The organism is Parasphingomonas zepuensis, assembly GCF_036663735.1.
In the GTDB taxonomy this organism is placed as follows: domain Bacteria; phylum Pseudomonadota; class Alphaproteobacteria; order Sphingomonadales; family Sphingomonadaceae; genus Sphingomonas.
Genome location: NZ_JAXOJO010000002.1, coordinates 594,135 through 616,181, shown reverse-complemented (window position 1 = coordinate 616,181; position 22,047 = coordinate 594,135). Strand labels below are relative to the sequence as shown.

At 65.5% G+C, this 22,047-nt stretch carries 13 protein-coding genes; 8 read left to right on the top strand and 5 right to left on the bottom strand.

Annotation, left to right across the window (positions count from 1 at the left end):
* Positions 1-13: 13 nt before the first annotated feature.
* Positions 14-781: a 2-keto-4-pentenoate hydratase gene (locus tag U1769_RS09165; protein ID WP_332714931.1), complete on the bottom strand. Its 768-nt coding sequence runs from the start codon at positions 779-781 to the stop codon at positions 14-16.
* Between the two features lie 181 nt (positions 782-962).
* Here U1769_RS09165 and U1769_RS09160 point away from each other — a divergent pair, with 181 nt between their 5' ends.
* The 7 genes from U1769_RS09160 (at position 963) to U1769_RS09130 (ending at position 10,769) form a co-directional block, all read left to right on the top strand.
* On the top strand, positions 963-1,982 hold the full coding sequence (locus U1769_RS09160) for a LacI family DNA-binding transcriptional regulator (protein WP_332714929.1): 1,020 nt from the start codon (positions 963-965) through the stop codon (positions 1,980-1,982).
* A gap of 79 nt (positions 1,983-2,061) precedes the next feature.
* Positions 2,062-2,901, top strand: a complete 840-nt coding sequence (gene kduI / locus U1769_RS09155; protein ID WP_332714927.1) for a 5-dehydro-4-deoxy-D-glucuronate isomerase — start codon at positions 2,062-2,064, stop codon at positions 2,899-2,901.
* Between the two features lie 95 nt (positions 2,902-2,996).
* The gene (gene kduD / locus U1769_RS09150) at positions 2,997-3,767 is read left to right on the top strand and encodes a 2-dehydro-3-deoxy-D-gluconate 5-dehydrogenase KduD (RefSeq protein WP_332714925.1); all 771 of its coding nucleotides are present in this window, start codon (positions 2,997-2,999) and stop codon (positions 3,765-3,767) included.
* A gap of 103 nt (positions 3,768-3,870) precedes the next feature.
* Positions 3,871-4,878 (top strand): sugar kinase, encoded by a 1,008-nt coding sequence (locus tag U1769_RS09145; RefSeq protein ID WP_332714923.1) that lies wholly within the window; start codon positions 3,871-3,873, stop codon positions 4,876-4,878.
* Complete coding sequence (locus U1769_RS09140; protein WP_332714921.1) at positions 4,865-6,421, top strand: carboxylesterase/lipase family protein; 1,557 nt, start codon at positions 4,865-4,867, stop codon at positions 6,419-6,421. The genes U1769_RS09145 and U1769_RS09140 overlap by 14 nt, the downstream gene beginning before the upstream one ends.
* A gap of 298 nt (positions 6,422-6,719) precedes the next feature.
* Positions 6,720-9,698, top strand: coding sequence for a TonB-dependent receptor (locus U1769_RS09135; RefSeq protein WP_443030320.1), 2,979 nt, complete (start codon positions 6,720-6,722; stop codon positions 9,696-9,698).
* A 75-nt stretch (positions 9,699-9,773) separates the two neighbouring features.
* A complete protein-coding gene (locus U1769_RS09130) occupies positions 9,774-10,769 on the top strand; it encodes an alpha/beta hydrolase (protein ID WP_332714917.1) in 996 nt (331 codons plus the stop codon).
* A 4-nt stretch (positions 10,770-10,773) separates the two neighbouring features.
* Here U1769_RS09130 and U1769_RS09125 read toward each other — a convergent pair whose 3' ends face one another.
* The 4 genes from U1769_RS09125 to U1769_RS09110 form a co-directional block, all read right to left on the bottom strand.
* Positions 10,774-12,381, bottom strand: coding sequence for a family 43 glycosylhydrolase (locus U1769_RS09125; protein WP_332714915.1), 1,608 nt, complete (start codon positions 12,379-12,381; stop codon positions 10,774-10,776).
* Positions 12,378-16,157, bottom strand: a complete 3,780-nt coding sequence (locus U1769_RS09120; protein WP_332714913.1) for a LamG-like jellyroll fold domain-containing protein — start codon at positions 16,155-16,157, stop codon at positions 12,378-12,380. Before U1769_RS09120 ends, U1769_RS09125 begins: the two co-directional genes overlap by 4 nt.
* A 154-nt stretch (positions 16,158-16,311) precedes the next feature.
* Entirely contained in the window at positions 16,312-18,918 is a 2,607-nt protein-coding gene (locus U1769_RS09115; RefSeq protein ID WP_332714911.1) for a TonB-dependent receptor, read from the bottom strand.
* A 115-nt stretch (positions 18,919-19,033) separates the two neighbouring features.
* Complete coding sequence (locus tag U1769_RS09110; RefSeq protein WP_332714909.1) at positions 19,034-20,650, bottom strand: tetratricopeptide repeat-containing sulfotransferase family protein; 1,617 nt, start codon at positions 20,648-20,650, stop codon at positions 19,034-19,036.
* 72 nt (positions 20,651-20,722) lie between these two features.
* Here U1769_RS09110 and U1769_RS09105 point away from each other — a divergent pair, with 72 nt between their 5' ends.
* A complete protein-coding gene (locus U1769_RS09105; protein ID WP_332714907.1) occupies positions 20,723-22,036 on the top strand; it encodes an amino acid permease in 1,314 nt (437 codons plus the stop codon).
* The last annotated feature ends 11 nt before the right edge of the window (positions 22,037-22,047 follow it).

The window sequence follows — 22,047 nt, the reverse complement described above, 5'->3', positions numbered from 1 at the left end:
CCCGGACGGCCCCTTATGAGGCCTTTATGGTGCATTCCACGGCAAGTTCAGCGCCGAATCGGGCCTGGATATGGTCGCCGATCGCGACGCCATGGACACCGGTCACCGCGCCGCTCGAAATCCATTGACCCGGCTTGAGGATGATCCCTCGCGCCGCCATCAGCTCGAACAGGAACCGTGCCGCGCCGATCGGCCCGTCGAGCATGTCGGCTGCCTTGCCGGTGCCGACGACCCGCCCGTCGATCGAGACGGTGAGCGGCCATGAATCGATATCCGCATTCCGCCAGTCGGGAATCGCCGCGCCGATGACGAGGCCGTTATTGTTGCCGAAATCGGAAACCGTCACCGCCGCGCCGAGGTCATTGATCGCGGCGAGCGGGGAGCTCGCAATCTCGATTCCCACATGCACCGCATCGATCAGTGCCGCCGCTTCGGCATGCGTGAAGCGAGTCTTGCCGGCCGGCGGGGTGGCGCCGATCCGCAAGAGAAACTCGGCCTCGGCCGCAGCGAAGCCGCCGACGAACACCGGCATGGCGACTGGCTCGGCGCCGGCCGTGACGATCTGGCGGGTGAAGATCGGCCCGGCCAGCCGGTCGACCCCATCGATCGGCGGATTGATCCGGCCGACCTTCCAGCCGCCGATCTCGGCCTCGTTCAGCGCGATCGCGGCATCCTGCACGGCATAGGCGTCGGCCAGCGCCACCGGCACCGTCCCCGGATAATCGGGCAGCGCCCGGCCGGCGCGACGTGCGTCGACGAACGATCGTGCAATATGACCCACTTCATGGGCGAAATCGGTGGAACCCACCCTGGCAACCCTCCCCGCACGCGCTGTCTTCGCTGTTCTTTGGACCGTAAGGTAAACCGGTGTCAATGACAAGGACCGGGCGTTCGCGAGGGCCACTCGAAGACCGGACGGCGCGCTTGGCGATTTGCCGCGATAGGCGCTATGCCAGCGAATGATGCAAAAGACCGGCCTCCCGACGATCAACGACGTCGCGCGTATCGCGGGCGTCTCCAAGAAGACGGTGAGCCGCGTCATCAACCGGTCGCCACTGCTCAGCGACGACACGCGCAAGCACGTCGAAGGGGTGATCGCCAATCTCGGCTATGTCCCGAACCCACAGGCGCGCGCCCTGGCGCTTCGCCGTAACTTCCTGATCGGGCTGATCCACGACAATCCGAACGCGCAGATGGTGATGAACGTCCAGCAGGGCATTCTCGAATCGCTGCACGGCACGGAATTCGAGCTGGTCGTCCGCCCGATCGACCGCGGATCGGCGACGATGCTCGACGACGTCCGCAATTTCCTGGAGCGGCAGCGGCTGTTCGGCGTGGTCCTGTTGCCACCGGTCAGCGAGAACGATCAGCTCGCCCGGCTCTGCAACGATATCGGCTGCCGCTATGTCCGTATGGGCTCGGCCGAGCTCGACGATCCGGCCCATATGGTCGCGTCGAACGACAGCGAGGCGGTGACCGCTGCGGTCGACTACCTGATCGATCAGGGGCACAAGCGTATCGGCCTGGTGCTGGGGCCCCACGGATTCCGCTCGGCGCGCGAACGGCGGATGGGCTTCGAACAGGCGCTGACCAGCGCCAAGATCACCCTGCCCCGCTCGATGATCGCGGAAGGGAATTATACCTTCGAATCCGGCGTGATGGCAGCCGACCGCCTGTTGGACCTGATGCCCCGTCCGACGGCTATCTTCGCCTGCAACGACGAGATGGCGGCCGGCGTGCTGCACGCTGCGCGCCAGCGCGGGATCGACGTGCCGCGCGACCTTTCGATCATCGGTTTCGACGATACGCCGATCGCCGCGCATATCTGGCCGCCGCTGACCACGGTACGCTGGCCGATCATCTCCATGGCGCGGTCGGCCGCACTGAAGCTCACCGCTGACGGCGACGAAATGGTGGAGGAGCCGTCGATGTTCCGATCGACCCTGATCCGCCGCGGTTCGGTCGCGCCGCCGCGCGACTGAGTGTTGCGGAACCGGCTGACACCGGTTACCGTTTCCGGGAAGAATCATGCGCGGCCACGGCGCAGCAGGAGGGACTCCAATGTTCGATCGCACCTATTATGCCACGCACCCGGATATGATGGAGTGCGTCTCGAACGACGAACTGCGCGACCGCTATCTGATCCAGGGCCTGTTTCGCGCGGGCGAATGCGTCCTGAACTACACCCATGCCGACCGCTTCGTGATCGGCGGCGTCGAGGTGGCGGACGCGCCGGTCAAATTGCCCGACCAGACTGAGCCTGCCTCGGCCGTCGGCCATCCGTTCCTCGAACGGCGCGAGCTGGCGATCGTCAATGTCGGCAAGACCGACGGCGTCGTTACCGTCGATGGCGAGAGCTTCACGCTTGGCAACAAGGACTGCCTCTACGTCACCATGGGGGCCAGGGACGTCGTGTTCTCCGGCGCCGGTGCGCGTTTCTATCTCGCTTCCTGCCCGGCGCACAAAGGCTTCGTCACGCGGAAGCTCTCGATCGCCGATGCGAATGCGCTCGAGCGCGGCAGTCTCGAGGAATCGAACGAGCGCACCATCTTCCAACTCGTGATCCCCGGCGTGTGCGATTCGGCCCAGCTCGTCATGGGCCTGACGGTGCTCAAGCCGGGCAGCGTGTGGAACACCATGCCGCCGCACATCCACGAGCGCCGCAGCGAGATCTATTTCTACTTCGAACTCGACGGCCCCAATGACCGCGTCATGCACTTCATGGGCGAAGGCGAAGCGATGCGGCACATCGTCGTCGGCAACGAGGAATCGGTGATCAGCCCGCCCTGGTCGATCCATATGGGATCCGGCACCAAGGCCTATGCCTTCATCTGGGCGATGGCCGGCGAGAACCAGGATTATACCGACATGAACGTGCTGGATATCTGTCAGCTGGCCTGAATGCTCCGGGCGGGGCGCCCGACCGCCCCGATCGATCCGCTCGCGGAAAGCGCGAGCCCACCAGCCCTTCCGCAAGCGGGACGGGGAGAAGCGAGATGACCGACCCCTTCGATCTCACCGGCAAGGTGGCCATCGTCACCGGCGCCAATACCGGCATCGGCCAGGCGATCGCCCTCGCCCTTGCCGCTGCCGGCGCCGATATCGCTGCCGTTGGCCGCACGCCCGCGACGGAGACCGTGGCCAAAGCCCGCTCCATGGGCCGGCGCGCCGAGATCATCGCCGCCGATCTCTCGACCATCGAACCGGTCCAGCGGGTGATCGACGAAACGCTGGAGAAGCTCGGCCGGCTCGACATCCTGGTCAACAATGCCGGCATCATCCGTCGCGCCGATTCAGTCGATTTCACCGAGCAGGATTGGGATGCGGTGATCGACACCAACCTGAAATCGGTGTTCTTCCTGTGCCAGGCCGCCGGCCGCCACATGATCGCACGCCATCAGGAGACCGGGGCCAGCGGCAAGATCATCAACATCGCGTCGATGCTCACTTTCCAGGGCGGCATCCGCGTGCCGAGCTATACCGCGTCCAAATCGGGCATCGGCGGACTAACCAAACTGCTCGCCAACGAATGGGCGGCGAAGGGCGTCAACGTCAACGCGATCGCGCCGGGCTATATCGCGACCAACAACACGACCGCGCTCCAGGCCGACGAGACACGTAACCGCGCGATCCTCGACCGAATCCCGGCCGCGCGCTGGGGCGATGCGCGCGATCTCGGCGGTGCGGCCGTGTTCCTCGCCTCCTCGGCCGCCGATTATGTCCAGGGTCATATCCTAGCCGTGGATGGCGGCTGGCTGGCGCGATGAGATCATCTTCCGTTCGACTTGAGCTTGTCGAGGCCCCGCGCTTTCCTTCAGAGGGAGCGGAGCGCTTCGGCGAGGCCGGGGCCAGCGCAAGAACGGGAGTCCAATGACCAGGTTTGTCGCATTCGGCGAGATCATGCTCCGCCTTTCGCCCCCGGGCCGCGAGCTGTTGCTCCAGACACCCAAGCTCGACGTGTGGATCGCGGGTGCCGAGGCGAATGTCGCGAGCGGCCTGGCCCGGCTCGGCCATGATGTGGCGATGGCCAGCGCCGTACCCGACAATGATCTCGGCCGCGCCGCCATTGCCGGCATGCGCGCCAACGGCGTCGATTGTTCGGGCATCAGCTTCAGCGGCGAACGGATGGGGCTGTATTTCGTCACCAGCGGCGCCGGCATGCGCGCAACCGATGTGGTCTATGATCGTGCCGGTTCCTCCTTCGCCGAGGCGCCCGCCGGCGCGTGGGACTGGGACAGGCTGCTCGCCGGGGCTGACCGGCTGCATCTCTCGGGAATCACCCCTGCCCTTGGCCCGATCCCGGCCGAAGCCGCCATCGCGGCCGCCGAAGCGGCGACCGCGCGCGGCGTGCCGGTCTCGTTCGACGGCAATTACCGCGCGCGCCTGTGGGAGCGCTGGGACAGCGATCCGCGCGGCGTGCTGAACAGGCTGGTCGCACATGCCGATATCCTGTTCGGCAATCACCGCGACATCACCCTGCTGCTCGGCCGTGATTTTGGCGGCGACGGCGAGGATCGCCGCCAGGCTTCCTCCGCGGCCGCCTTTGCCGCCTTCCCGAAGCTTCAGCTGATCGCTTCCACCGCGCGCCATGTCGAGGATGCCGACCGCCATCGTCTTTCGGCACGAATCGACGGCCGTACCGAACATGCCCAGACCGACGAAGTCCTGCTGGCGGGGATCGTCGACCGGATCGGCGCGGGCGATGCCTTCGCGGTCGGTGTGCTCCACGCGTTGCGCAGCGGCGGCGATATGGCGGCGGCGGCACGCACCGGCCTGGCGCTCACCGCGCTCAAGCATTCGCTGCCGGGCGATGCGTCGCTGTTTCGCCAGGCGGACATCGACGCCTATCTCGCTGGCGGGCTGGATGTCCGCCGCTGACGGCCTGTCCCGGCGCGGCGTGATCGGCGCCGGTGCTGCGCTGATCTTCGCCGGCGCGGCGCGGGCCGGGCAATCGACCCAGGTCAAGGCTCCATCGGGCCGTTTCGTCGGCACACCCGATCGCGGCGTGCTGGCCTTTCGCGGCATTCGCTACGGCACCGCCGAACGCTTCCAAGCGCCCCGGCCCGTCGCCCGGCCCGGCGAGACGATCGTCGCCGACGCCTTCGGCCCCGTCGCGCCGCAGCGCGACGACCGTTACGGCACGCAAAGCGAGGACTGCCTGTTCCTCAACATCTGGACTGCGGAGGCCGTGCCGGCAGCCAGGAAGCCGGTCATGGTCTATATCCATGGCGGCGCTTATTCGAACGGCAGCGGCACCGATCCGCTCAATGATGGGCAGGCGCTCGCCGCGCGGGGCGATGTCGTGATCGTGACCGTCAACCACCGGCTCAACGCGCTCGGCTATCTCTATCTGGCGCGCCTAGACCCGCGCTTTCCCGACAGCGGCAATGCGGGGCAACTCGACCTGATCCTGGCGCTCACATGGATCCGCGACAATATCGCGGCGTTCGGCGGCGATCCCTCCCGGGTGATGGTGTTCGGCCAGTCTGGCGGCGGCGCGAAGATCGCGACGATGATGGGCATGCCGGCGGCGCAGGGCCTGTTCCACCGCGCCGCGACGATGAGCGGACAGCAGGTGACCGCATCCGGCCCGCTCAACGCCACCCGGCGCGCCGAGGCGTATCTCGCCCGGCTCGGCATCACCGACATCTCCGCCCTGGCGACGACACCGGTGGCACGACTGGTCGACGCGCTCGACGCGACCGATCCGATTCTCGGCGGCGGCGTCTATTTCGGGCCGGTGCTCGACATGAAATGGCTGGTCCGCCACCCGTTCTGGCCGGATGCCAATCCGCAATCCAACGCGATTCCGATGATCCTGGGCAACACGCATGACGAGACGCGCGCCTTCCTCCCCCCGGATTCGCCGCGGGTGCGGACGCTGGACTGGGCCAATCTCGCCGAGCGCCTGGCACCCGAGCTGCGCATCGACGTGCTGCCCGAATGGGTCGTGACCCAATATCGCGCGAAATTCCCCGCATGGTCCCCGACCGAGATATTCTACGCCGCGACGACTGCGGGCCGGAGCTGGCGCGGCCAGGTGATCGAGTCGGAGGCCCGGGCGCAGGCGCGGACCAGGACCTGGGTCTATCAGCTCGACTTCGCCTCGCGCACCGATCCACGGCGCGGCGCCTTCCATACCATGGATATCCCCCTCGTCTTCGGCACGCTCGACGCGGCTGGTTCGCAGACCGGCACGGCAGCAGATGCGCTGGCCGCCTCGTCCGCGATGCAGGAAAGCTTCGTCGCCTTCGCCCGCACCGGCGATCCCCATCGTCCCGGCCAGCCGGCTTGGCCCGTCTATGACCTGATCGATCGCGCGACGATGATCTTCGACGCGCGCAGCCGGATCGAGCGGGACCCGCGCCAATGGCAACGCGAACTCTTCGCGCGCATTCCGTACATCCAGCCGGGCACCTGATTCGCCCCCGGCGGCCGTGAGATCCGCTCATATCGCCCCGGAATATCTTCGCGTTCCCGCTTTTTCGCGACCCGATCGGATCGCTTTGATGACCCATTGACACCGGTTACCAAAGCGGACAAATTGCGGGCATGAAGATCGGCACAGACCGGTCGGTACCGGGGAGGAAGCGCATGGCCACACTGCTGGCCCCACTCTCTTCGGATTTCGGAAGGACGATCTGGCCGGTTTGAACCGCCTCGATCGGCAACCGGTGTCAACAACGTCGCAAAGCGACGCAGGATTGGGGAGTGGGATGATGGGGTATCCGGTTAACGCGTCGAGGGGCGCATTTCGTCGCGGCATCGCGGGCGCCTCGATCGGGGCACTGGCGATCGGGCTGCTGCTGCCCGTCGGCGCGAACGCCCGCGAGGCATCCGACGGCGTTCCGCCCGCCACAGCGATTGCGGGCGAGCCGGCCCCGGCACAGCAAGCCGCTCCACAGATCGACGAAGACGTCGGGCAGGATATCGTCGTCACCGGCTTTCGCCAGTCGCTGGAAAAAGCGATTTCGCTGAAGCGCGAGTCGGTTTCGGCGGTCGATGCGATCGTCGCGGAAGACATCGCGAAATTCCCCGACCAGAATCTGGCCGAATCGCTTCAGCGCATCCCGGGCATCTCGATCCAGCGCGACGGCGGCGAAGGCCGCGCCATCACCGTTCGCGGCCTCGGCGCGCAATTCACGCGCGTCCGGGTCAACGGCATGGAAACGGTCGCGACCTCGACCGACGGCGCCAGCGCCAATCGCGACCGCGCCTTCGATTTCAACGTGTTCGCCTCTGAGCTATTCAGCTCGCTGGTCGTCCACAAAACGGCCGAAGCGTCGCTCGACGAAGGCTCGCTCGGCGCGGTCGTCGATCTCAACACAGGCAACCCGCTCGGCGGCAAGCGCGGTTTCTCGGGCGCCCTTTCGGGGCAGGCCTCGTACAATGATCTCAGCGACACGGTCGGCCCGCGCGTCGCGGGGCTGCTGTCCTGGCGGAACGATTCCGGCACGTTCGGCGCGTCGCTTTCCGCGGCCTATTCGAAGCTCGATACGCTGGAACTGGGCAACAACAGCGTTCGCTGGTCCCAGGCACGGTTCGATTCGGTCAATGGAACGCCGTGCTTCTACAATACTGACGTAGGTGCCCCGACCATCCCGACGACACCTCGCCCCAATTCAGGTGGCACCTATTTCCAGAATGCCGCCTGCGACAAGGCAACCCTCGCCTTCCACCCGCGCATCCCGCGCTATGGCGAGATCGAACATCGCCGCGAACGTCTCGGCGTGACTGGCAGCATCCAGTTCGCGCCGACCGACTCCACCAAGGTTTCGATCGACGGCCTCTATTCGCGCTTCAAGGAAGACCGCGAGGAGAAATGGGCCGAGGTATTGTTGCGCAGCAACGAGCGGTCGATCGACGTGGTCAATCCGGTCTATGACGGCAACAACAACATGATCTCGGCGACGCTCAACGATGCCTGGGTCCGCACCGAGCATTATCTGCGCAAGTCGCAGACCGAATTCTACCAGGTCGGCGGCAGTTGGGACCAGGATGTCACCGATAATCTGCGCTTTACCCTGCTGGGCGGCATATCGAAATCCGACGCGACCATCCCGGTCGAAACCACCTTCGTCTATGACGATCGCGACGCGCAGGGTTACAAATATGATTATACCAACATGGAGAGCCCGACGCTGACGTTCGGCACCAGCGTCACCGATCCGTCGAACTTCCAGCTGGCCGAGATCCGCGACCGGCCATCGAGCACGGTCAACAAGTTCCGCACGGCGCAGCTCCGCGCCGAGTGGGATGTCACCGAAGACTTCAAGATCAAGGCCGGCGGCGTGTATCGCCGGTTCAGCTTCGACACGGTCGGTTTCACTCGCGACACGGTCGTCTGCGGCAATGGCGGCAAGGACCGGGTACTCGGAACGATCACCTGCTCGCCCACGTCCTTGTTCGGGCCCACTGCGGTCTACGGCTATGCCGCGACGCCAGCGCTCTCGGAGATCGTGAACCTCGGCGATGCCGGCCAATCGGCGGGCAGCACCAGCAGCTGGGTGATCCCGAACATCGACGCGGCGGCGCAATATACCGGGCTTTACGGCCGCACACCGGCGGTAGACGTCAGCAACACGCGCGGCGTGGTCGAGAAGGTCACGGGCGGTTACCTGCAGTTCGATGCGAAGGGCGAACTTTTCGGCCTGCGCTACGCGCTCAATGCCGGCATGCGTTATGTGAAAACCGATCAGACCTCGACCGGTATTTCACAGTCGACCGTGAACACCGTTCTGGTCAATACGCCCGCGCTGGTGAAGCGATCCTATGACGACTGGCTGCCGTCGATGAACGTGGCCGTCTTCCCGCTCGACAATGTGATCATACGCGGCGCGATCGCCCAGGTGATCACGCGACCGACGCTCGGCAACCTGACGCCGGGCGGTACCGTAGACGGCTTCAACTACCGGGTCACCTTCGGCAACCCGCTGCTCGATCCGTTCCGCGCCACGGCCTATGATCTCGCGGTCGAATGGTATTTCGCGCCCGGCTCGATCGCCTCGGTCGCGGTGTTCAAGAAGGATGTCCAGAGTTTCCCGGTTCCGGGAACAAACCAGGGAACGTATGCCTCGACCGGCCTGCCGCTCTCAATCATTCCGCCCGGTTCGCCAGCCGCCGTCGATCCCGAGAGACAGCTCTGGACGATCAGTCAGTCGGTCAACGGCACAGGCGCCAGCCTGAAGGGCATCGAACTTTCGGTGCAAGCACCGTTCAAGTTCCTGCCTGGTTTCCTGTCGAATTTCGGCGCGATCGCGAACGCCACTTTCATCCGCTCCACCGCCCCCTACACCGTTTCCGGCCCGATCGTGGTGGCAAATACATCCGCTGGCGCGATCGGCCCTAACGTAACATCGACGCGCACCGGCACCTTGTTCGGTCTCTCCAAGAAAGCGTTCAACGGCACGCTTTATTATGAGGACAAGAAGTTCAGCGCTCGCGGATCGGTCAGCTATCGCGGCCCCTATGTCGATGCCAATAGCGCGACCGGCAACGTCTTCGAAGGCTATGCATCGACGGTCAATGTCGACGCTTCTGTGCGGTATCGCTTCACCGAATGGCTCGAAGTCTCGGTCGAGGGCGTGAACCTGACCGACGAATATCGGTATCGCTACACCGATCTCGACGCCAATCGAAACTATGAGAATAATCACTTCGGCCGCACTATCCTCCTCGGTGCGCGCGTGAAGATGTAAGTCCATCCCCCCTTGGACTAACCTGACGGACGCCTGCCCAATCGGGCGGCTTCCGTTTCTTTTTCGGGAGGTTCCATGTTCGATCGTCGCAGCCTGATCCTCGGCACCCTCGCCGCGGGCATCGCGGCCAGCACCCGGGCGCAGACGCCGCCTCCGGCGAGGCCGGGCGAACCCGCGGTTGGCGGTCTGCCGGATCCGGTCGAGACGATCGATCTGTGGCCGAATGGCGCGCCGGGCATGCCCGCGGTGCCGCCGGTCGAGACGGTGGAAGAGCGCAGCACCGACCCGGACCTGCCCGATCGCGCCGTGCAGGGCATACTGCGCCCGCGCCTGGTGGTGTTCCGGCCGCGCATCCCGAATGGCGCCGCCGTGCTGGCGATGCCGGGTGGTGCCTATCGCCGGATCGTGATCGACAAGGAGGGTTATGAGATCGGCCGCTGGCTCAGCGCGCGCGGCTATACCGTGTTCGTGCTGTTCTATCGCCTGCCCGGCGACGGCTGGAAGGCCGGGCCTGACGTCGCCCTGTCCGATTCACAGCGGGCGATGCGCCTGATCCGATCGCGCGCGCGGGATTTCGCGATCGATCCCGCCCGGGTGGCCGCCATGGGCTTTTCAGCCGGCGGGCATCTCTGCGCCGATCTGGCCACGCGCTTCGCGGCGCAAACCTATGATCCGATCGATGACGCCGACCGCCTGAGCGCGCGTCCGTTCGTGGCGGCGCCGATCTACGCCGTCCAGTCGATGACGCTCCCCACCGCCCATGCCGGATCGCGCGAGCAACTGATCGGGCGGAATGCCGGTCCCGATATCGAGCGGGCGCATTCACCGGCCAATAATGTCACCAGGCAGACGCCGCCCTGCTTCCTGCTTCATGCCGAGGACGACGCGACCGTGCCCGTCGAGAACAGCGTGCAATTCCGCGCTGCGTTGAAAGCGCAGGGCGTCACGGTCGAAACGCATCTCTTCACCAATGGCGGTCATGGCTTCGGCCTGCGCAAGACGATCGGCAAACCGGTCGAGGCCTGGCCCGAGCTGTTCATCGCCTGGGCGAGGACTCAGGGCCTGGCGTGAGCCGCTAAAGCGCGCGGTAAGTGAAGTCGCTGAAGCGCGCCTCGCCGGCGCCGGCCGAATAGAGCCCGGGCCGCAGCATCAGGAAACCGCCACGCACATTGTGGTGATAGCCCGACACCTCCATGCCGCGATCGAACCGCGTCCAGGTCCGGCCGCCATCTCCGCTGGTGTGGATCGCCACGATATGGCGCTTGTTGGCGATCCGCATCCGCAGGCGTCGGCCGTAGGGATTGGCCGGGCGGGCGCGTTCGATGCCATATTGATGCGTGACGAACCGCTCGGCGTCGAAACCAAGCCCGCAATAGAGCTTCTCGTCATAGAACAGCACCAGCCCGGCGGTACCGCCCGGCGCAATCTCGATATCGCATTCGAACTGATAAGCCGGATCGCCCGCGATCTGCAGCAGCGGCGAGGAATCGACCGGCGCGGTGCCGCTGGCCTTCAGGATCAGGGCAGCCTTTTCCGTGCGCGCCCGCGCCTGCTCCATCGGCCCCGGCTTGAAGAAATTCCATTTGCGCCCGAGCGCCAGCGTGCTGAAATCGTCCGACATCGGTTGGCCATGCGGCCCCGCCGTGCCACCCTTCGGCTTGGCGATCGGTCTGGACAGATCGCCCCCGGTCATCCTGAACCACCCCTCAGCGGTCCATTCGATCGGATCGAGTAAAGCCTGGCGGCCGAGCGTCCAGAAGCCATTCTCGAAACCGTGATAGACCGACCACCAGCTGCCATCCGGCGCCTCGACCAGCGAGGCATGGCCGCGCGACCACCATTGCTCGGCATTGTCCACGGTGCGGACGAGCGGATTGTGCGGGCAATTCTCCCACGGGCCGTGGATCGAGCGCGACCGCGCCGCAATCACCATATGCCCGGTCGGCGGCCCGGCGGTGCCGCCCACCGCGGTGATCATGTAGAACCACCCGCCATGGCGGACCAGCTTCGGTCCTTCGGGCGAGAAGCCCTCCACGTCCCAGTCGTCCGGATAGCGCCACGGATCATAGACATGCTCGACCTTGCCCACCGTCGACAGCCCGTCGTCGCTCAGCCGGATGCGGTCGCCGCCCGACAGGAACAGCCAGCGCGATCCGTCCTCGCCCACGGCGTGGCAGGGATCGATATGGCGGTGCAGGCCGAGATCGATGGGATCGCTCCACGGGCCGTCGATATGATCGGCCCAGATCACCCAGATCGAGTTGGGCGCGGCCTTGGTCGGGATATAGATGAAGTAACGGCCGTCATGCTTCTCGAGCGAGACCGCCCAGACCGATCCGATATTCCGCGTGAGCGCAGCGCCGCGCGGCCGCCAGTTCACCAGATCGCGCGAATGCCAGATCGGCACCCCCGGATAGGAATCGAAGCTGGAAAAGGTCATGTAATAATCGGCGCCGTCCTTCAGGATGGCGGGATCGGGATGGTCGCCGGCGATGAGTGGGTTGAGGAAGCGGCCATCGCCGAGATCGGCGATGCGCTGATTGTCGTACCCGCGACGCCAGTCCGCCGGACCATCGCGCGCCTGCGCTTGCGCTTCGGTGGGAAGCAGCGCGGCAGCCGTGCCGGCGAGGGCTGCGCTCAGCGCATCGCGGCGATTGATGCCGGTTTCCGTGCCGTTCGTCATCGTGCCGGCAGAGCCACGACATTGTTGAGCAACGTCGTCTCTGCCGCGCCTCCCGCCAGGGCGACGCGCACACGCACGGCGCCGGCCGGAAGGGCGAGCTTCACCGTCGCCGTCTTCGGCAACAGATCGAGCGGTGCGGCCAGTGGGGGCACCGGGGCGGTGGCGAGCACCCTGCCCGCCCCGTCTTCCAGCATCACGGAGCCGCCATCCGCATCCAGGGCGCCCAGGCTATGCACCGTGAGCGTGACTTTACGCTTCGCCACCACCACATCGTCAGTCCCGATCCCGAGATCGGCGCGCTGCTCCGTCGGCAGGCCCGGCGTCTTGAGTGCGAATTCGAAGACAGTCTCGCCCGGCGCGAAGACCAGCGGGATCGATGCGCTCCGCTCCAGCTGAATCTCGCGCGTTCCGGCGGCGCCTTTCATCGTCCAGCGCCCCGCGGTCACGTTCCACGCGGTCATGTCGACATGTTGTGGACGGCCGCTGCTGTTCCAGGCGATTACCTTGAACTTGCCCGGCGTTGCCCCCGGCACCAGGATCGCGACCTGCTCCGCCGCGCCCTGCTCGGCGAAGCGCCAGCTGACGCTGTTGCCCGGCCAGGTCTGGTTGCGGCGCAACGCGACGCCGCCCAGCCGTTCGCGCTGCAATATCTCGTTGGGCTGATCGACCCGGTCGGACCACCAATGCCCTTCGGTATACATATAGTCGTGCTGCGCCTTGTCCTCGATTGCATCGGCATGCAGCGCGTCGAGCCATTTGGTATCGCCGGTCGCGTTCCACGCGGTATAGCGTTCGAAGGCGCCGCCGCCCGCCGCCTTCGCGGTCAGGGCCTTGGCCCAGTCCTGCCCGCCCCCGAGCAGTTCAACGACATTCTCGTTCAGATCGGCGAGCGATCCGGGGCCGTTCTTCGCTGCGCGCGACCGCACCGGGCGGAGATATTTCTCGTCGCCGGTGAAGCGCCATGACGACCAGGCCGACTGGATCGGCGTCGATACGCCGCCGCCATCGCCGACGCGCTCGGCATCGCTGCGCCAGTTGATTTCGTTGGGGTAGCTCCACTGCCCCTGCGCATCCTGCTTGCCATGCGCCATCCATCCGTCGGTGACGCCCGTCACCAGCGCCCGCGCCGCCGGGCTGCCATTGTACAACCCCAGCAGCACTGGGCCGTGCATCACGGTGAAGCTATAGGGCTTCTGCCATTCCCACGGCCCCTCGCGGTACATCTTCGTCCCGCCATACCAGTTGCTGGCGAAGTGCAGATGCCCGGCCGGGTTCTTCAGGATCACGCCTTGCAAGGCGCGCGTCGTCGCCATCAGCCGCTCGACCGCTTTGGGCTCGCCCCAGTTGAGATAGAGCCGCTGGGCGTCGCTGTTGAGCCCTTCCTCATAGGCGTGCAGCTCGTCAGTGGTGATCGTGCCCAGGCCGTTGGTGACCATGCCATTGGCATAGGCAGCGTCGGACAGCGCCCGGACGGACGCGTTGATCTTGTCCGGCTCGACGCCCATCAGCGCGAGGCCCGGCCATTGCTGCACCAGATCGGTATCGTCGGAAATGCCGCCGCCGAAATCGCCATAGGGCACCTGCCGATGATCGATCCACCAGGTCACGAAGCGGCGGACCAGCTTCAGGTCCTCGAGCTGGCGAAACGCCCATAGCGGCACGCCGGCCGGTGCTACCGGCTGGCTGAAGGTCGGGAAATTCTGGTCGCCATAACTGATATCGGCCCAATAGCGCCGCCCCTCGACATGATCGGGATCGACCCGCAACAGATCGGAGATGTCGGCATAAAGGCGGCGGTACAGGCCAGCGCGCTTCGAAGAGGTATGTTCCTCGACCAGGGAGCCCCAATTGTCCTTCACCTGGGTGAAGCGGTCAGCGACATGCTCGGGCAGCGCCACCGCCCGGTCCTTGAACACGAGCCGGACGTTCATCCCGTCCAGCGACGCAGCCCCGAAATCGGGCGCGGCCGAGGCGACGCTGAGGAACAGGCTGTCGTCCGTCAGGATGCGGTCGCGCAGATCGAGCCAGATGGTCCGCTTCTGTCCGGGCCGGACCGAGACCGACACGTCGATCATGTCGCGACCGGGCCAGATCGGATCCTTCACGCGGATGTTGAGCGCGATCAGCCCATCCTTGCCCGGCGTCGCCTGCAGCGCCGGAAGATCGAGCGCGATGCCGTCGAGACCTTCATGGACATTCTCCCAGCCATAATTCCAGGAGCGCGCCGCCGGCCGCCCGGCAAAGGCCTCACCGAAACCGGACGGAATCAGCACATGGACGATCGGCGCACTGTCGGCTGCGCGTGCCGCCGCCTCGGTCGCAGCCGCGTTCCCCGCGCCCGCGGCAGCGCGCCCGGCCGAAGCGCCGGCCGGCAAGGCCACCACCGTCGTGCGTTCGTCGGGCGCATAGCGGCCCGCGATATACGCGTTGAGCGACGATAACGCCGCGAAGGCCGGGGCCGCGCTCGCCTGGACGGTGTAGCTGAGTTTGAAGCTGCCCGCCGGCTCCGCCGCGTCGGACACGTCATAGGCCCAGATTTCCTGGATCGGGGTCTCCTGTGCCGTATTGGCGAAGCGCAAATGGCCGCCGATCCTGGGTGCGAAGCTGTCGACGCTGCGCACTTCGCCCTGTGGCCGCTTCGCGAGCGGTGCATAGGAAACGCCGTCGCTGGACCAACCCAGCGCACCATAGGCCGCGCCCCGGATCTCGACCCGGTTGAACCGCTCGCCCGGGGGCAAAGTCAGGTCATAGGCCTTGCCGCCTTCGACATAGGTATTCCAGTCCGGCAGCGGGAAATAGTCGTTCCGGCCCGGCAGCCGCGATCGATTATAGACGCCCGGCCAGGTCGTCTCCGGGATGCCGTCGACGCCTTTCCAGTTCCACTGCTTGAGATCCTTCGCATCGGCGAATGCGATCTTGCGGATAGCGGTGGTCTGGCTGGTCAGTGCCGGCGGGGCGCCCCTGTCCCAGCCGAAGCGGTGAAGCCACGCCGCGCGGCGCGTCGATTGCGCCGGCACCGGTGCGGCGGCCGGCTCGCCAGTGCCGGCCAGGGCAGCGACATCCGCGGCGGCGAGCATGCGATCATACACGCGGATCTCGTCGACATCGCTGCCGCGCATGAAATTATAGCGGCTCTGCACCTGATGCGGGGCGATGATCCGCCCGGCCAGGCCGAACTGGTCGAGCCCGGCATCGAGATCCGCCGCGCCGTCCTTGCGCGCGACCTCCCGGCCATCGACGAACAGCCGCACGCCGACGCCCTCGTCCCAGGCAAAGGCAATGTGTGTCCATTCGTCCGGCGCGGGCAGCCGATCGATGCTGAACGATACGCGGCTCCGGGCCAGATTGGCGTCAGTGACGAAGGCGTCGAAGCCGTGGCCGTTCCAGTCGATGCGCAGGAACGCCATGTCCCAGCTCGAATGATCCGCGAAGCCGACGCGGAACAGCACGAACGGCGCCTCGCCGACCGGCGTGCGCGGGCGCCAGAAAAAGGAGAGCGTGCCGCGCTCAGCCAGGATGTTGCCGGGCGCCCGCCATGCGACATAGCCATCGTCCTGCCACTGGATCGCGCCGCCCGCCTTGCCGGTCGGCACGATCGAGACATTGCTCTGGAAATTCGGCTCGGCGTCGCCCCCGGCCCTTTCGGCGACCAGCCCGTTATCGGCCGATACGCGGAACAGAAGCCCCGTCGGATCGGGCGCTGCCTCGGCGCGGGCGCTGCCCGCCGCCAATGCCAGCCCCAGGGCGATCCAAGACGAGCGATGGCCCAATGTCACACATGCTCTCCCGTGCGGGAGGCAGTTCCATCCTGACCTTCCCGACATCACTATGGCAGCGCATGACACCGGTATCAATGCACGTCTTCGCGCTGTTCGGTGCGGTTATGGCGATTGCAAAAAGCGGCGGCGGGCCAAAGCCCGCCGCCCGCGGTCAGAACTTGGCGCCGGCCCTCACGCCGATCGTGCGCGGCGTGGCCGTTACGATATAGGGCCGCTGGATGCAGGTGCCGCATTGCTGGAAACGCGATATCTCAGCGCGCTCGTCGAACGCATTCTGCACGAACAGCTCAAAGGAATAATTGCCGAACTCAGCACCCGCCGCGAAATTGGCAGTGGTGTAGGATCTCAGGCGCCCCAGCGCCGCTGCGGCGTTGTAGAAGCTTGTGGGGTCGGCCACCACCGCCGGATCCGTCGCATCGTGCAGCGCCAGGATGAACACCTTCGACCGGATGTCGGCCGCGGCGGAGCTTTGATAGGCGACGAGGCCCTGGACATAGGCCTTGGCGGTGTTGCCGATCGGGATCGAATAGCGCGCGGTGGCATTCGCCTTGAACCGCGGCGTGACCGGCAATCTCGTCCCCTTCGCAGCAGCGACATAGTTGATCTGGCCGCCAGCCCCAGGCGCCGTGCAGGTGAAGCTCGGATCGTCATATCCGCACAGATTGTTCAGCGTCTTGGCGTCGGTATACGATCCTGACCCGCTGAGTGTCAGCTGACCGAGATTCAGGTTCGCATCGACCTCGGCACCGCGGATACGCGCGTCCGGACCGTTGTGGATTTCGGTGAAGCTATTCAGGCCGAGGAAGGAGAACTGGAATTTCTTCCATTCCTGCTGATAGATGGCGCCATTCAGGCGCAGCTTGCCCCCGGCCAGCGTCGTCTTCCAGCCTGCCTCGTAATTGGTCAGATAGTCAGCGGCATAGGGCGGAATTGTTCCACGCCGGTTGATGCCACCTGGCCTGAAGCCGCGCGACCACGTCGCGTAGAGCATCACGTCCTCGATCGGTTTCCAGGTAAGGTTCAACCGGTGGGTGAATCCTTGCCCCTGGGTTGTCTTGGGGCGGACCTGGCCGCTCGCATAAGTGCCGAGATTGGTACAAGGCGAACCCGCGACCGCCGCCGGAAGTAGCGTGCCAGTCGGATTGTCGCGCAGTTCCTGGCCGGTTGTCGTGAAGCATCCCGACACACCGGTACGCGAGCTGCCGGCCGCATTCGGCAACGGATCGAAATCATCCGGATCGAAGGCCGGATTGCGGCCGAATCCGAAAAAGCCGATCAGCGAGTTGTCATAGATGAAGGCGCGGCCGCCTGCCGTGAAAGTCAGCGTCGGCGTAATATCGAAGCTCGCCTCACCGAACATCGCATAATCTTTATCGACGCGGTGCTGCTGAGTCAGCCACAGGGTGCCCGGATGCCCGTTCACTGACATTGCGGGATCAAGGTTCGCGATCTTGTAGTCCTGATGGATCAGGTTGCTCTGCCGCTGGTAGAAGACACCAGCGGTGACGCGGAACCGCTCGTCCTGTGGCGAGGAGACGCGAAATTCCTGGCTCATCTTTTTGAAGTGATCGGTGCCGATCACATTTTGGCGTGGATCGACCGGGACGCCCGCCGCGTTCTTGAACCCATAATAGGCATAGCCCGCAATGCCGCCAACCGAAGCATAAAGCGAATCGTAAGCCTCTGAATAGTCGGTGTAATCGCTCGACTGATAGGCTTTGCGATCGAGATATGCGCCGGCATAGGTCATGTCCCAGTTGCCCAGCTTACCTTCGATCGTCAGCGCCGCCTGCACGAAGCGATCACGGCGATATTCCGGGTAGAAGCGCTGGACGTTCAGATCGCCCAGTCGCGGATCATAGCCATAGCTGCCATGCGTGCGCTGATCCTGGTAGATCACCGCTGGAGTCACGGTCCAATTGTCATCCAGGTCAATCTTCAGGGCGGCGCGACCGCCCCAAATCTCCGACTTATTATAGTCCTTCTTCACGAACGCGCTGTTGTTGACGACGATGCCACCATTGCTTGGCGTACAGCCAAGCGGATTGGTCGCGGGCAGGAAGCTGCGGCATCCCGGGATATTGTCGATGTAGCCGGCGTCCTTCTGGTAGAAGCCGACCACGCGCAACGCGACGTCCTGCGAGATGGGCGCGTTGATCATGCCCTCCACCTTGCCGCCCACGCCACCCTTGTGAACGCTGTTCACCTCGCCATCTACGCGGCCATAGAAGCCGCTGGTATCCGGCTTGTTCGTGATGATGCGGATCGTGCCCGCCTCCGACGAGGCGCCGTAGAGGGTCCCCTGCGGGCCGGCCAGGCTCTCGATCCGGGCGATATCATAAACGTGGACGTCAAGCGTGCCGCCGATCGTAGTGACCGGCTGCTCGTCGAGATAGACGCCCACCGAGGGCAGCGAGCCCGAGTGATTGCCATCACCACCCGAAGCGACGCCGCGCATATAGACCGTGGTCTGGCCAGGCTGGAGGCTCTGGAACGACACGGATGGCAGCAGTTGCGAATATTCGGCGAAGTTGGTGACGTTCAGCTGGTCCAGCTTGCGCGTGCCCAGCGCCTGGATGCTGATCGGCACGTCCTGGATATTCTCCTCACGCTTCTGCGCGGTCACGACCACTTCGTCGTCGTAGTTGGCTGTTTCCTGGCTCTCCGCCGGAGCAGACTGCGCGAAGACAGGCGTCGCGGTGCACGCGACGGATGCAAGCAAGGCAGTGACGGCGAGTTTGCGCTTCGTGACAAGCATCGTGAGGCCCCTACTTTATTTGTTTGGGAAGATGCTGTTCGCACTCGCAACATCCGTCAATCGGCCGAAGCACGGAAAATCATTTCGCGGCCGCATCGTGACAGTTTTGCAACGTTCAGAAGGGAACGGGCGCGTCCGGATATTGCGTCAGGACATCGCCGAGCGCCGCCTTTAGCGGATCGAGCCACGGCTCGAATGGCTTCCAGCTCTCGGTCCCCTCGCGGAAGATCGGCTGGCGCACCTGTTCCGAACTGGCGGTACGCACGGCCCGTTCGGTCTTGTGGAAATCGAGGCACGCCGGATCGAAATCGAGTCCGCATGCGGCGAGCAGGGCCCGCACCTCGGCCTCTGTATCCTCCACCATCCGCTCATAGATCACGCGGTGAACCAGCCCGGGCAGCACCGCATCGACATGCGCCATCAGCCGCACATAATCGCGGTAATAGCGCCCCATATCCTCCAGCGAATAGCTGAACGCCTGCCCCCGGGCGAAATGCTGCTTGAAGTTGGAGAAACAGCAGCCGAGCGGATGCCGCCGCGCATCGATGACCCTCGCTTTGGGCAGGATCAGGTGAATGAACGGCAGATGCGCCCAGTTATTGGGCAGCTTGTCGATGAAGAAGGGGCGGTCGGTGCGTCGCTGCACGCTCGCGCGGCGGAGATATTCTTCGCCGATCGCGCGCAAGCGGACCGGCGACAAAGCCTCCACTCCGGACGGATAGTCCGCGATTTGCCGCGCCAGTGCGGGGATATCGGGCAACTCGGACGTGCCCTCGACCAGCGGATGGCTCGACAGGATCTGTTCGACCAGAGTCGATCCGGCGCGCGGCATACCGAGGATGAAGATCGGGTCGGGCGCGTCATATCCCTGCCCTGCCCGTGCGGTGAAGAAGTCGGGCGTAAAGAGCGCCAGGCTGCGAGCGACGAACGCCGCGGTCTCGTCTGCGTCATAGACGATCTTCGTCCGGCGCAACGCATTGCCGGCAGCGTAGTGATCGAACGCCAATTGGGTCAGCTTCCGGTCCTCGAACGCCTTGCCGAGCGCAAAGTCGAGGTGAAAGCGGTCCTCGTCCGAGATGTCGTCACGGCCGAGCGCCGCTTGCATCGCGGCGATATCGGTTTCGTCGAACTTCACCGTCTTCAGATTGGCAAGGCTCCACCAGGCCTCGCCCAGTTCGGGCGTCAGCGCGATCGCGTGGCGATAGGCGGCGATGCCGTCCGCCTGGCGCCCCACCGTCTTGAGCATATGGCCATAGCTCATCCAGACCCTTGGCTGTTTCGGCGCGCTTTCCAGCACCGCCTCATACAGCTCGATCGCCTCGTCGAAGCCGCCGATGCGGCCGAGCGCCGCGGCCTTCAGATTGGCGTGACCGGGATTGTCCGGTTCGTCGTCGAGCACGAGATCGAGCTCGGCGATGGCCTCCGTCGGCCGGTTCTGCCGGTAAAGCGCAATGGCGAGATTGGCGCGGGCCGCGGTGAATTCGGGCGACAACTCGAGCGCACGGCGCAGGAGCGTCTCTGCATCCTTGTAGCGCCCGATCCGCCCCGCCAGCTCCGCCAGCATGCGGATCGCGGCGACGTCGAACGGATCTTCCTTGAGGTGCGCGCGCAACAGCGGCTCGGCGACGGACAGCGCATTATCGTGCAGCGCCAGCGCTGCCTCGATCAGGCGGGGCGGCCAGCGGCTGCTTGTCGGCTGCCAGTTCGATTGCGAGGGGGGGATGCTTGCCATGGGATGGCGCCCAAGAAACATGGTGCGCGCCGCCGATCAAGCCGTAGAGTGAGCGATCGGGAGATCGCTCGCATGTCCATACCGCCGTCACGTGCCGCTCTGGGCTTCTGGACCTGCCTCGCGCTCGTCGTCGGCAACATGATCGGCTCGGGGGTGTACATGCTGCCGGCGACGCTCGCCCCGCTCGGCTGGAACGGCATGATCGGCTGGTTCGTCACGATCGGCGGCGCCCTGTGCCTCGCGTTCGTCTTCGCCCGGCTCGGCGCGAAGCTGCCCTGCGCCGGTGGGCCCTATGCCTTTACCCGCGCCGCCTTCGGCCCGGCCGCGGGCTTCGCGGTCGCCTGGAGTTACTGGGTGCTGATCTGGTGCGGCAATGCCGCCGTTGCGGTCGCCGTGGTCAGCGCGCTCAGCCTGATCTTTCCCGCGCTCGGATCGACACCGGGCCTGCCGGCCATCGCGGCGCTCGCGGCGATCTGGGGGCTGATCGCGGTAAATATCCGCGGCGTGGCGCTGGCCGGCAAGGTCCAGTTCGTCACAACGGTGCTGAAGCTTCTGCCGCTGTTGGGGGTGATCCTGCTCGCCGCGTGGCTGTTGCTGCGCGACGGCAGCGGCGCCATCGCACCCTATACCCCGGTTCCGCTCGGTGCCGGCTCCATCGCCGGGGCGGCCGCGATCACCTTTTGGGGCTTTCTCGGAGTGGAGTCCGCAACCGTCCCGGCCGACAAGGTGGAGAATGCCGCGTCCATCGTGCCACGCGTCACGCTGATCGGCACCGTGCTGACGGGCCTGGTCTATGTGCTGGTCTCCGCTGCCACGATGTTCCTGATGCCGGCGGCGATCACGGCTGCCTCGCCCTCCCCGATCGCCGAATTCCTCGGCCGCGGCTTCGGCCCTGGCACCGCCGAGATCGTCGCGCTGTTCGCCGCGATCAGCGCGTTCGGCGCGCTCAACGGCTTCATCCTGTTGCAGGGCGAAGTGCCCTGGGCAATGGCGCGCGGCGGTGTCTTTCCGGCCTGGCTGGCCAAGGAAAGCAAGCGCGGCACACCCGCCCGCGCCCATCTCGTCTCGGGCGTGCTGGTCACCATCGTCACCCTGATGAATTACACCGGATCGATGGGGCAGCTGTTCCAGGACATCGCCTCGATCTCGCTCGCCTCCGGCATGCTCGCCTATCTCGCCTGCGCGCTGGCGGCGATGCGGCTGCTCCCGGACGATATCCCGCTGAAGATCGCCGCCGCCATCGCCGCCGCGTTCGTCGTGTGGATGGTCTATGGCCTTGGCCTGAAGGCCGATCTTTGGGGGCTCGTGCTGCTGCTGCTCGGGCTGCCGGTCTATTGGATGGTCCACCGCGAACGAGTCACGTCCGGCGCTGCCGCCGTCCAATGATTCCGCAGGTC

Bases quoted from the DNA above. Each gene is read 5' to 3' on its own strand.
- U1769_RS09160 (WP_332714929.1), top strand. From the start codon at position 963: ATGCAAAAGACCGGCCTCCCGACGATCAACGACGTCGCGCGTATCGCG.
- kduI (WP_332714927.1), top strand. From the start codon at position 2,062: ATGTTCGATCGCACCTATTATGCCACGCACCCGGATATGATGGAGTGC.
- kduD (WP_332714925.1), top strand. From the start codon at position 2,997: ATGACCGACCCCTTCGATCTCACCGGCAAGGTGGCCATCGTCACCGGC.
- U1769_RS09145 (WP_332714923.1), top strand. From the start codon at position 3,871: ATGACCAGGTTTGTCGCATTCGGCGAGATCATGCTCCGCCTTTCGCCC.
- U1769_RS09140 (WP_332714921.1), top strand. From the start codon at position 4,865: ATGTCCGCCGCTGACGGCCTGTCCCGGCGCGGCGTGATCGGCGCCGGT.
- U1769_RS09135 (WP_443030320.1), top strand. From the start codon at position 6,720: ATGGGGTATCCGGTTAACGCGTCGAGGGGCGCATTTCGTCGCGGCATC.
- U1769_RS09130 (WP_332714917.1), top strand. From the start codon at position 9,774: ATGTTCGATCGTCGCAGCCTGATCCTCGGCACCCTCGCCGCGGGCATC.
- U1769_RS09125 (WP_332714915.1), bottom strand. From the start codon at position 12,381: ATGACGAACGGCACGGAAACCGGCATCAATCGCCGCGATGCGCTGAGC.
- U1769_RS09115 (WP_332714911.1), bottom strand. From the start codon at position 18,918: ATGCTTGTCACGAAGCGCAAACTCGCCGTCACTGCCTTGCTTGCATCC.
- U1769_RS09110 (WP_332714909.1), bottom strand. From the start codon at position 20,650: ATGGCAAGCATCCCCCCCTCGCAATCGAACTGGCAGCCGACAAGCAGC.
- U1769_RS09105 (WP_332714907.1), top strand. From the start codon at position 20,723: ATGTCCATACCGCCGTCACGTGCCGCTCTGGGCTTCTGGACCTGCCTC.